Genomic DNA, 10,087 nt, shown 5'->3' with positions numbered 1-10,087 from the left:
AGGATAAGTGTATCTATAGGTCTCTAAATTTAGGCAGTTTAGGCACTTTCGTGGAAAATTTTGAGAAATGTTGACATCTATTTTACTTTGAAATGATACATTTTTATTTTTTATATCATAAAACTCGATCCAATTCTATATGAGAATATCCTATTACCTTCTCTTAATTCCTGCCTAACTGGACTACTAATAGGCTTCATATCAACTTCATTATTTACAATAATTATGCCAAGCGTTGATATCAAAACTCCTACTATCAATAAAGATTCATTTGTTTTTAAACAAGCTATTATTATTACTATCCTTATAGTCTCTGTTTATATAACTGCTAGATTTATACATATAACCAATCCAGCTTGGATTTGTTATTCTATAGTTATAGTATCTACAGGAAACTATATAGTATCGATGAAAACATCTCTGCATCGACTAATTGGTACTCTGATTGGTGCTGCGATAGGTATTGTATTATCACATTTTATTTTTGATAAATATCCGTTAGCAATATACTCTTATTTTATTTTCATTTTCCTTACATATATGATTAATCATAATTATGGAGTTGGTATTGTTTTCGCAACGATTTGGTTAATTGCAGTATTTTATTTTCTCAAATCAGATATAACAGTAATCAGGTTTACTATAGCACGAATTTTTGACACTCTAATAGGTATAGGTCTTGGAATATTTGCTGAATTCATACTACTTAAGAAACTCAGAAACGATAAACTATAATTTTTTTTAAATATCCTAATACCACAGGTAAATACCCAATCATAAAACTCAAAGGTATACACACAGTTGCCCAATAGAAAACAAAATCATCTTGATTAAAAATCAAATAACAACATAAAGCACTTATCACACCTATAATAGTACTTAGAATAGCTCCTAATAAATTAGTCCTACTACCATAAAAGCCATATAGTAAACTAAATGCTAAGGCAGCTATAGGAATATTGAAAAGTAACATTTTATCAAGAACCTGATCTATAAAAGTATTAGCAAGTATATAGCTAAAAATTGCAATAATAATTACGGTAAGGATATTTTTCTGCTCACTTTTATTATCTTGGAAATGTACAGAACACATTGATGCCATAGTATTCCATAATGCTGCTATAGTTGTCAAAGCTATCATAAACATCATAAGATAAAATATCACTAACATAGGTCTACTGAAGAGATTTCGTACAATATACGCAAAAGCTTCATCAGGGTTGGTGGAGCTAATCACATCCGCATATTTAGCCGTAGTATAGACAGCTATCAGATAAATCAAACTCACAATAAATGATGTAATTAGCACTGCATAAAATGCTACTTTCTTAGATTTAGCAGCAAATATTTTTTGTCCATACCATGGTGAAAGTATATATGTAAATGCAGTAAGAATTGCTAGAGATATAGAAAAAGAAAATGGTAAGGTTGGTATTTGTGCATTATTAATACATCCAAATGCAGAAGCATCAGCATTATATACTGAATACCCTAAATATATAAATAGAACTATAGATAATAAAAAGCTCAATTTATCTATTTTCACTATCACTAGTAGTCCATCTCTTATGGTAAATAACAACATTAAACTACAAGCAACCCCACTTATTAACCAATGATTATAAGCAGGAAAAATCTCTTGTAGATAAATTGTAGTAGAGTATATAAAGTTAGCTCCAAACCCTGACATCGCAGTTAATAAACATAATGCGACTACTAATCCAAATACTGGATTATAACGTTGAGAAAAAAATTCAGACACACTAATTGCATCAAAGTTTTTCCACTTTTTAGCGACACTAAAAGAATAAAACAATAATCCAACTAAAAATACAATCCCTAGAGATAGTGCCGAGAATCCATATAAATATCCTAAGCTCGAGAAACCTATCAGAGTTGATATATTTAACTCTGTCATTACAAGAGTAGCTGTAAGTGCAAAAAGCCCTAAACTCTTTCCTGCTGTATAGTAATTTTCAGAGTTATTCATTTACAACAATAGTTGAATTGGTTTATAGCTTTTTCTATGGATATCTAATACACCATATTTTCTTATATTTTCAAGATGCTCTTTTGTTGGATAACCTTTATGCTTGGCAAAACCATATTGTGGATATAATCTATCATGCTCAAGACAAATATTATCTCTATGCACTTTTGCTAATATCGAAGCTGCAGATATTTCTTGAATTTTTGAATCACCTTTTACAATAGCTTCTGAATTATAATCCCAGTTTGGTAATTTATTACCATCAACCAACACTTTATCAAATTGTCCTCGTAAATTATCTGCAACTTGATTCATCGATTTAAGCGTAGCTTGAAGGATATTTAATTCATCAATTTGCTTAGGTGAAACTTCAACTATTGTATATGCTTTTGCATGAGCAATTATTTGTTCATATAGTGATTGACGTTTTTTTTCTGTTAATTTTTTAGAGTCTGTTAATCCGCTAATAGTTTTGTGAGGATCTAATATTACTCCAGCAGCAACTACAGGCCCTGATAATGGGCCACGCCCTGCTTCATCTATGCCAAGTATAATCATTTTAACTTATCCAAATTATCTAATGATGTCAAAAAGCCTCTCAATATATTAACCTCTTGACTCTCTAATTCAGATCTTTGAAAAAGTCTACGCACCTTATCCATTACATGGCCAGGTTTATCTTTATCCAAAAATCCAGATTGAAGCATACTATCTTCAAAATGTTGATATAACCCTTGTAGCTCTTTGACAGAAGCTTTTTTATGCAAATGAGTATATTCAGGAACTTCTTTTAAGTCACTAATCTCTACAGCTTGCTTATAAATCTCATAAGCTACTAATTGTACAGCTTGGGCTAGATTAAGAGATGTATATCCTTCATTTGACGGAATATACGCATGCACATTGCTCATCAAAAGCTCTTCATTTAATAACCCCGTTCTTTCTCTACCAAATAATATTGCTATTTTTTCATCAGATTTTTGGATTTTATTAAGTATATTTGTAGCTACTTTTGATATAGGTTCTATAGGCAGAGATACTCTACGCACTCTTGCACTAGTACCTACTACATAATCCATACCGTCAAGCGCTTCTTGAAGATTAGTCACAATCTTAGCACTTTTGACTACTTCTGTAGCATGACATGATAACGCTATAGCCTCATCATCTATACCTTTTTTAGGGTTAACTAGCCACAAATTTGTTAATCCCATATTCAGCATTGCCCTAGCTATAGAACCTACATTGCCACTGTGAGATGGCTCAACTAGAACTATGCGTATGTTATCAAATAAATTAGTCATTGTTCGTATTAATAATTAAATTATATAAATCCTCAGAACTTTCAGCTTGTTGGAAATATTGCTGGGTACGATCTTCTTTCAAGTATAGTGCTAATTGCTTTAAAAGCTCCATATGAATAGCAGATATTTTATCAGGGAAAAATACACCAACTGCTATTTTAATATCTTCATCAATGGAGTCATCATAATAACTACTTTTTAATGTGACTATTATCAATCTAGTAGTCATAAGATTTTCTACTCGACAGTGCGGAATATAAATATTTTTACCGATATATGTATTGCCTATTCTTTCACGTTTATAGATATTTTTTAGAACAAGATCCTCATCTATATCAGGATAATCAGATATTCTATTTGCAAAAAATTCAATCAAACGTTTTTTTGATTCAATATTAAGATTTAAAATTATATCTTTTTTATTTATTAGAGCTTTTAAGTTCATGAACTAGATAGAAAGATTATATGTAGAATAGTTATTCAGAATGACCAGTAGCGTGGTTATCTCTTAATTTGTTTTTATGCTTCTTAATTTGACGAGCCAACTTATCTTCAAGCATGTCAATAGCAGCATACAAATCCTTATCTTCAGCTTTTGCAACAAATTCGCTACCAGGAACCGTAACTATAGCTTCTGCAACTTGATGATCTTTCTCAACATCTAAGATCACTTTTGTTGAAGTAATATTGTCAAAATAATGCCCTACCTTTCCAACTTTCTCATTTACATAGTTTTTGATTGCATCAGTAACTTCAACATGTCTACCAGTAATTTGAATATTCATATAAACCTCCGGATTTTGAATACCACCACGCCCACAGAATTTTGTAGAGCCCTATTTTAATAACCACCTAAGTGATATACTTGTATTCATATTATACAAGATAAATACTATAAAGCAAAGTAATGAACAATAATGTAAAACAAATTTTAGCCTCTTTTAGTCTTATTGCTATAGCGGTTATATCATTTATTATTTTTGCACCTTTATTTGTTTTTCTAATTATTTTTCTGATGATTTTTTCATTTTTTGTACATAGAAAAATAATTAAAGAAAACCCTGATTTTTTTAGGCAATATACTAGCAAAAAAGGGCGAGTAATAGATCAAGAAGAAGATAACGAAAATAACTCAAATCACAAATTAAAATAAAAATGTACATAAAAGATACTATAGTTGCAATTGCAACTCCTCAAGGTAATGGTGGTATAGGTATAATACGTATTTCTGGCATTAATGCTTTGCCAATAGCCGAAAAGCTCACAAAAAAACGACTCAAACCGAGATATGCCACATTTTGTAATATTTATAACACTAATGAGATTATAGATCATGGTATTGTAATATTCTTTAACTCCCCTAACTCATATACAGGTGAAGATGTCGTTGAAATACAAGCACATGGCAATCTTTTTATACTTAATTTAATAATTAAAGCTACATTAGAATATGGTGCTAGAATGGCTAATGCCGGTGAATTTACTGAAAGAGCCTTTCTAAACAATAAACTTAATTTGACTCAAGCTGAAGCTGTAGCAGATATTATTAATGCATCTTCAGAAACAGCAGCAAAATCAGCAGCAAAATCTCTTCAAGGAGATTTTTCTAAAGAAATTAATAATCTTCTAGAAAAACTTATTTATCTACGAATGTACGTAGAAGCATCTATTGATTTTCCAGAAGAAGAAATTAACTTTTTAGAAGATCAAAAAATCCACAATAGCTTACAATATATATATAAAACAATTCTCAATGTTAAAAATAGCTGCAAACAAGGAGCGATTCTTGTTGAAGGTATAACACTAATACTAGTGGGTAAACCCAATGCTGGTAAATCCAGTCTTTTAAATGCCTTAGCTGGTAAAGAGTCTGCTATTGTGACATCTATAGCAGGTACAACTCGTGATATCGTTAAAGAGCATATCCAAATAAATGGTGTTCCAATGCATATTATCGATACTGCTGGATTACGTAGCAGTGACGATATTATCGAAAGCGAAGGGATTAAAAGAGCTATCAAAAAAATTCAAGAGGCAGATCAAATATTATTTGTAACTGATGACTATACAAATAGTCAGATTAAATTTAGTGATATAAAAGATATAATTCCTGAATTTTACCATCAAATACCTAAAGATATAGATATTACTTATGTCCATAATAAAATAGATCTTCTTAAAGAAATACCTCTAAATCATGATAATCATATCTACATATCAGCTGAAAGTAATATTGGTATTGATAAACTAAAAGATCACATACTTGCTAAAGTTGGATATACTACTCAGAATGAGAGTATTTATACAGCTCGTGAAAGGCACGTCACAGCCATAGATAATGCATTTGATCATATCAAGTTTGCTAAGGAACAATTAGAGCTTGGTAATGGCGAGCTTTTAGCTGAAGAGTTATTAATAGTTCAAGAGTATCTTAACTCTATTACAGGAGAATTTAGTTCCGATGATTTATTAGGAGAAATCTTCTCAAGTTTCTGTATTGGCAAATAAACTTTTTTATCGCATACTATTTATTCTTAGCCATAGTAATACCATCTTCAAACTGATCACTAGTAATGGGTTCATCAATATGTTTATTAGTCGTGACTATTTTAACTCTACTACTCGTTACATTGAACGAATTACCAGCTACAATCGCATATAGATTAATACTAGTAGCTAGCATAATAAAAGTTATTAATATCTTCTTCATCTAATATTCCTGTAAACATACATCAATAAATTTAACAAATTCTTGTTCTAAATTATTTCTAACTCCTGTTGCTCTTACCAAATAAAAATCAGTTCTACCAAAATAATAATCATCAAGTACTGGTAATACATTTAGTTTACTATTAGCAAAAATATCTAAGGTGTTAATAATCTTATTGCATTTAGTCGCTATATTAATATCACATATAAAGTTATTAAGAAACATATTCTGATTAATACTGACCTCTTTTTTAGAATCATCTTTCTCAGAGAAAGCTATCAATGTGGTCTGAAATTTATCATTATGCAAAAATCCAACTACATCATGACTTTCAAGATCTTGTAATAAATTTGGCTGTCCATATGTTTGAATATAATCTTGACTAGCGTATAGTTTATTTTTTGCTCTTACGAGAGTTTTTATAGTACAACTACTAGTTATAGGTTTTTTTATAGTAATTGCTATATCAATATCATCTTTAACCAAATCTATAATTCCTGCTGTGTAACTAAATACTAATTTAACATTAGGATAACGCGCATAAAAAATACCTAGCTTATCAGCTAGGATATTATCGAGAAAAAGTTTTGGTATACCTACCTTTAGAGTACCACTAATTTCTTTAGATTTGTTCACTATCTGCTGGAGTGTCGTATTAGCCTGTTTCTCAATATCTTTAAAACTTCTGTAAAATGACTCTCCATCCTCCGTCATTTCTATTAGACCTCTTGAGTTCCGCTTTATCAGTTTCATATTCACAGACTCTTCTAAGTTTTGAATTCTCCGAGAAACAGTACTTTGCGAAACATTTAAATGCTTTGCTAACTCTGTAAAAGTACCTATATCAATAAGCTTTACAAAAATAAAAATATCATCAAAGTTCATCATCACCCTCATTCATGCATAGCACTTATGCATTTTTTGCTACAGACATATTAATACTACTACAAATATAATAGCTATGTAAGTTAACAAATTAACTTTAACTTTTAAAAACAATCAATAGGAGAATAAAAAATGAAAAAAATATTATCAAACATTCTAATAACTAGTACAGTATTAGCTACTTCAGTGCCTGCTATAGCATGTTCTGAAATTAATCATAACTTTGGAGGGGATGTAGGAGCTTACACTACTAGAACTATGGATATCTTCATAGACCTTAAGCCAAATTTGACCACATATCCAAGAGGTACTAAAGAAACTGGTAATTTAAAAGATAACCAAATGAGTTGGACAGATAAGTACGGATATGCGACCATAGAAGAAACTTTACCTATAGATTTTTCAGCCGAAGGAGTGAATGAAAAAGGATTAGCTGCTCACCTACTTTATTTGGGGGATACTGTTCAACCTAAAAGAGATCTAAACAAACCAGGAGTTAATGGATTTAATTGGGTTAACTATGTGCTAGGAAACTACTCAACAGTAGAAGAAGTTCTAGAAAACCTAGATGAATACCAAATATATGTACCGACGGTAAAAATGAATGGAGAAGATGTAACCTTCCAATTCACTATATGATAGAAGACAAAACAGGAGATAGTGCTGTCTTAGAATACATTAATGGCAAATTGACTGTCCATAGGAATGTAAAAGCTATAACCAATGAGCCTAGCTACGCAAAACAACTAAAAACGCTAAAAGAAGCTAAAAAACTAGGACTTTATAATGTAGATAAACTACCAGGTGGTGCTAACTCTGGATATAGATTTGTAAGAGCTAATTTTATTAGTGAAAATTTACCAGATGCAGACTCTGCTAATCAAGCTGTTAACTATATGTTTGCAGCATCTGACTCATTATCAGTACCATTTGTTAAGGGTTACAAAAATGAGGATTTAAGTAATCCTAGTTTAGAAGATAAATGGCCAACACAATGGAAATCTGTAACATCAATGTCTCATAATACCTTATATATTTACGACACATTAGTTGGTAATAGAATTTTTGTTAATCTTAATGAAGCTGATTTAAAAGAGGGACAACCAATTAAGAGCATATCTGTTATGGATGAATCTTTAACTGGCGATGTAACAAGTAAATTAGAACCTCAAAAGTAAATAAAATTTCATCTAAATATCCATTTACTTTTATATTTTGTTTATGCGTAGCTGGTATGTAAATTATAGTACAGACTTAGTATTACACCAGATATATACTAGAAATAAATAGGATATATAGTAAAAAACGAGGAATAAATAATGAAAACATGAATAGGTATATCAGACAATTTATACCTAAAGGTACTAACTTTAACAATATATCTCATCAATACATTAGAAAGTTACAGATAGACTTGAATAATAGACCTAAGAAATGTTTAAATTACTTGACACCTAATGAAGTACATTTTGGTATCTCTATAAACATTGAGAATACAATCTAGCAAGTCTTCTCTAAAATATTTTTTCATTTATTACTCCTTATCTAACTATAGGTAAATTGATAAGTGATCACTTGCATGATGAAGAAATACTAGTGATGTTACGATTAGAAAAAGACAAAACGTTATAATTCCCCAGCGTCTACTTGACCAAGCGGACATGACCGAAATGAAAAGCAGTATAAAACTTATTAATATACCTGGCATACCGATACTCCTTTAAATTGATACATCAGATTAATAATAACAGTAATTTAATATATTTTCATATCTTTTTAAATTCAGTTGAAATCATATTTCATACCGCTATCTAAAATCATAATCAAGATATTGTAGTTTTTATCTTTGGGCAGTTTTTCAATTAGTTTTTTAGCTATAAAATAATTTGCACCACTACTATGACCAGCGTAAATTCCTTGTTCTTTTGCTAAATCATGACATCCTAGTATAGCTTCATCATCAGTAAACTGAATTATTTCATCGATGTATGACATATCCATAGATTTACAGAATACTTGATTACCAGGACCTTCAACTTTATAGCTATAAATATTTTCTTGTATTGATCTACCATGATAAAAAATATCATAATAAATAGATCCTTTCGGATCTGGCATGACAACTTTGGTTTTCGGATATATTTCTTTTATTTTTTTTGCACAACCAGTAATAGTTCCGCCAGATCCTCCGACTGTTATAAAATAATCAATATTTTGAGAGTGAGTTAAAAAATAATTAACTATTTCTTGCCCAGTGGTTTTGTAATGACACTCTGTATTTAGTAGATTATCGTATTGATTAATTAATATACCATTTAAATTTTTTGCTAATTCTTTGGCTTTATTGACATAAAAACCAGCATCTGTGTAATCAGCGGTATTTTTACATATTGTTAGGTTAGCACCAAAACTCTTGATCATTTTTCTTTTTACTTTTCCAGTTTTTTCTGGGCATGTAATATATACAGGATGATCATATAATTTTCCAATTGCAGCGAGAGAAGTTCCCATATTACCGGAGCTTGCCTCAATGATTGCTTGTTTAGGATTTATTTTTTTGTTTTTAATCAAGTTTTCTAGAATATATTTTGCTACTCGATCTTTTATACTTCCTGTGGGATTAAGCCATTCGCATTTGGCGTACAAGTTATGAGTGTTGTTGGTTTTTAGTTTAATAATAGGAGTTTTACCTATTAGAGATATCATGATATTTTTGAGTATATTTTAAATTAGATAATTTTAACAAAATGTTTGCTGTAGAACTGTTTTATTGCTAGATTGTATTCTGAAAGTTTTAAATAGTTGAAAGAGAGTTCCAAATATAGTTTATTAGGTTTTGACGAAACTAAAATAAACGATAAGGAACTAAAAAATGCCAAAGCACTTAACTCTTTCAAATAGATATTGTATAGAAGAATTACTTAAATTAGGATACCAAACATCTCAAATAGCCAATAAAATTGGCTATAGTGAAACAGCTATAAAAAAGGAACTTAATCGCACTAGTATAAATAGTGACTATAATGCTGAGATAGCACAGAAGCTATATCAAAGCCGCAGAACTTCAAATAATCATAAGCTATCCTGTAAAGTTAAAAAGCTAATAATAGCTTTGTTAAAAAAGAAGATATCTCCGGAACTTATTTGTGGTAGATTAAAACATGAGGGCATTGTTAATATAACTCACAAAGCAATTTA

The 10,087-nt window shown here is 30.2% G+C and carries 15 protein-coding genes and 1 pseudogene; 7 read left to right on the top strand and 9 right to left on the bottom strand.

What is annotated here, in order from left to right; genetic code table 11:
• Positions 1–225 precede the first annotated feature (225 nt).
• Positions 226–735 carry an FUSC family protein gene (locus tag F8C69_RS06245; RefSeq protein WP_234384268.1) on the top strand — a complete coding sequence of 170 codons (510 nt, stop codon included), beginning with the start codon at positions 226–228 and terminating at the stop codon, positions 733–735.
• Here F8C69_RS06245 and F8C69_RS06240 read toward each other — a convergent pair.
• Genes F8C69_RS06240 through hpf form a run of 5 tightly spaced genes read right to left on the bottom strand, consistent with a single transcriptional unit; the run spans position 716 to position 4,079 of the window.
• A complete protein-coding gene (locus F8C69_RS06240; protein WP_159184598.1) occupies positions 716–1,990 on the bottom strand; it encodes a sodium:solute symporter family protein in 1,275 nt (424 codons plus the stop codon). The two genes, F8C69_RS06245 and F8C69_RS06240, sit on opposite strands and share 20 nt — an antisense overlap.
• Positions 1,991–2,548, bottom strand: coding sequence for a ribonuclease HII (rnhB, locus tag F8C69_RS06235; protein ID WP_159184597.1), 558 nt, complete (start codon positions 2,546–2,548; stop codon positions 1,991–1,993).
• Positions 2,545–3,294: an RNA methyltransferase gene (locus F8C69_RS06230; protein WP_159184596.1), complete on the bottom strand. Its 750-nt coding sequence runs from the start codon at positions 3,292–3,294 to the stop codon at positions 2,545–2,547. Before F8C69_RS06230 ends, rnhB begins: the two co-directional genes overlap by 4 nt.
• Positions 3,287–3,739, bottom strand: a complete 453-nt coding sequence (locus F8C69_RS06225) for a PTS sugar transporter subunit IIA (RefSeq protein WP_159184595.1) — start codon at positions 3,737–3,739, stop codon at positions 3,287–3,289. The genes F8C69_RS06230 and F8C69_RS06225 overlap by 8 nt, the downstream gene beginning before the upstream one ends.
• Positions 3,740–3,770: 31 nt before the next feature.
• A complete protein-coding gene (gene hpf / locus F8C69_RS06220; protein WP_044526558.1) occupies positions 3,771–4,079 on the bottom strand; it encodes a ribosome hibernation-promoting factor, HPF/YfiA family in 309 nt (102 codons plus the stop codon).
• A 122-nt stretch (positions 4,080–4,201) separates the two neighbouring features.
• Between hpf and F8C69_RS06215 the strand changes: the two genes are divergently transcribed.
• Both F8C69_RS06215 and mnmE read left to right on the top strand, forming a co-directional pair.
• Positions 4,202–4,447, top strand: coding sequence for a hypothetical protein (locus F8C69_RS06215; RefSeq protein ID WP_159184594.1), 246 nt, complete (start codon positions 4,202–4,204; stop codon positions 4,445–4,447).
• 2 nt (positions 4,448–4,449) lie between these two features.
• Complete coding sequence (gene mnmE / locus F8C69_RS06210; RefSeq protein WP_159184593.1) at positions 4,450–5,802, top strand: tRNA uridine-5-carboxymethylaminomethyl(34) synthesis GTPase MnmE; 1,353 nt, start codon at positions 4,450–4,452, stop codon at positions 5,800–5,802.
• 16 nt (positions 5,803–5,818) lie between these two features.
• Here mnmE and F8C69_RS06205 read toward each other — a convergent pair whose 3' ends face one another.
• Both F8C69_RS06205 and F8C69_RS06200 read right to left on the bottom strand, forming a co-directional pair.
• Complete coding sequence (locus F8C69_RS06205; RefSeq protein ID WP_159184592.1) at positions 5,819–6,004, bottom strand: hypothetical protein; 186 nt, start codon at positions 6,002–6,004, stop codon at positions 5,819–5,821.
• Positions 6,005–6,889 carry a LysR family transcriptional regulator gene (locus tag F8C69_RS06200; RefSeq protein WP_159184591.1) on the bottom strand — a complete coding sequence of 295 codons (885 nt, stop codon included), beginning with the start codon at positions 6,887–6,889 and terminating at the stop codon, positions 6,005–6,007.
• A 132-nt stretch (positions 6,890–7,021) separates the two neighbouring features.
• On the opposite strand from F8C69_RS06200, the gene F8C69_RS10630 reads away from it, so the two are divergent.
• The 3 genes and pseudogenes from F8C69_RS10630 to F8C69_RS06190 form a co-directional block, all read left to right on the top strand.
• Positions 7,022–7,528, top strand: a complete 507-nt coding sequence (locus F8C69_RS10630) for a linear amide C-N hydrolase (RefSeq protein ID WP_234384267.1) — start codon at positions 7,022–7,024, stop codon at positions 7,526–7,528.
• Positions 7,525–8,067 carry a linear amide C-N hydrolase gene (locus F8C69_RS10625; protein WP_234384266.1) on the top strand — a complete coding sequence of 181 codons (543 nt, stop codon included), beginning with the start codon at positions 7,525–7,527 and terminating at the stop codon, positions 8,065–8,067. The genes F8C69_RS10630 and F8C69_RS10625 overlap by 4 nt, the downstream gene beginning before the upstream one ends.
• A 137-nt stretch (positions 8,068–8,204) precedes the next feature.
• Positions 8,205–8,393: pseudogene (locus tag F8C69_RS06190) on the top strand (IS30 family transposase); the annotation flags it as partial.
• A gap of 45 nt (positions 8,394–8,438) precedes the next feature.
• Here the strand turns inward: F8C69_RS06190 and F8C69_RS10620 are convergent.
• Together F8C69_RS10620 and F8C69_RS06185 are read right to left on the bottom strand one after the other, a co-directional pair.
• Positions 8,439–8,597 carry a DUF5993 family protein gene (locus F8C69_RS10620; RefSeq protein ID WP_267906019.1) on the bottom strand — a complete coding sequence of 53 codons (159 nt, stop codon included), beginning with the start codon at positions 8,595–8,597 and terminating at the stop codon, positions 8,439–8,441.
• Between the two features lie 74 nt (positions 8,598–8,671).
• Positions 8,672–9,595, bottom strand: coding sequence for a PLP-dependent cysteine synthase family protein (locus F8C69_RS06185; protein ID WP_159184590.1), 924 nt, complete (start codon positions 9,593–9,595; stop codon positions 8,672–8,674).
• A gap of 166 nt (positions 9,596–9,761) precedes the next feature.
• On the opposite strand from F8C69_RS06185, the gene F8C69_RS06180 reads away from it, so the two are divergent.
• Positions 9,762–10,087, top strand: a 326-nt coding sequence (locus F8C69_RS06180; RefSeq protein WP_159184589.1) for a helix-turn-helix domain-containing protein, incomplete at its 3' end; no start/stop codon positions are given.

The organism is Francisella noatunensis subsp. noatunensis, from assembly GCF_009823375.1.
GTDB lineage: Bacteria > Pseudomonadota > Gammaproteobacteria > Francisellales > Francisellaceae > Francisella > Francisella noatunensis.
The sequence above is the reverse complement of the archived record's forward strand: the minus strand, read 5'-3'. Positions and strand labels throughout refer to the sequence as shown.

What these genes read in the sequence shown, in the direction of transcription:
- F8C69_RS06200 (WP_159184591.1), bottom strand. Translation starts at nt 6,889, where the DNA reads ATGAACTTTGATGATATTTTTATTTTTGTAAAGCTTATTGATATAGGT.
- hpf (WP_044526558.1), bottom strand. Translation starts at nt 4,079, where the DNA reads ATGAATATTCAAATTACTGGTAGACATGTTGAAGTTACTGATGCAATC.
- F8C69_RS06215 (WP_159184594.1), top strand. Translation starts at nt 4,202, where the DNA reads ATGAACAATAATGTAAAACAAATTTTAGCCTCTTTTAGTCTTATTGCT.
- F8C69_RS06185 (WP_159184590.1), bottom strand. Translation starts at nt 9,595, where the DNA reads ATGATATCTCTAATAGGTAAAACTCCTATTATTAAACTAAAAACCAAC.
- F8C69_RS06205 (WP_159184592.1), bottom strand. Translation starts at nt 6,004, where the DNA reads ATGAAGAAGATATTAATAACTTTTATTATGCTAGCTACTAGTATTAAT.
- F8C69_RS06230 (WP_159184596.1), bottom strand. Translation starts at nt 3,294, where the DNA reads ATGACTAATTTATTTGATAACATACGCATAGTTCTAGTTGAGCCATCT.
- F8C69_RS06240 (WP_159184598.1), bottom strand. Translation starts at nt 1,990, where the DNA reads ATGAATAACTCTGAAAATTACTATACAGCAGGAAAGAGTTTAGGGCTT.
- F8C69_RS06225 (WP_159184595.1), bottom strand. Translation starts at nt 3,739, where the DNA reads ATGAACTTAAAAGCTCTAATAAATAAAAAAGATATAATTTTAAATCTT.
- rnhB (WP_159184597.1), bottom strand. Translation starts at nt 2,548, where the DNA reads ATGATTATACTTGGCATAGATGAAGCAGGGCGTGGCCCATTATCAGGG.
- F8C69_RS10620 (WP_267906019.1), bottom strand. Translation starts at nt 8,597, where the DNA reads ATGCCAGGTATATTAATAAGTTTTATACTGCTTTTCATTTCGGTCATG.
- F8C69_RS06245 (WP_234384268.1), top strand. Translation starts at nt 226, where the DNA reads ATGCCAAGCGTTGATATCAAAACTCCTACTATCAATAAAGATTCATTT.
- mnmE (WP_159184593.1), top strand. Translation starts at nt 4,450, where the DNA reads ATGTACATAAAAGATACTATAGTTGCAATTGCAACTCCTCAAGGTAAT.
- F8C69_RS10625 (WP_234384266.1), top strand. Translation starts at nt 7,525, where the DNA reads ATGATAGAAGACAAAACAGGAGATAGTGCTGTCTTAGAATACATTAAT.
- F8C69_RS10630 (WP_234384267.1), top strand. Translation starts at nt 7,022, where the DNA reads ATGAAAAAAATATTATCAAACATTCTAATAACTAGTACAGTATTAGCT.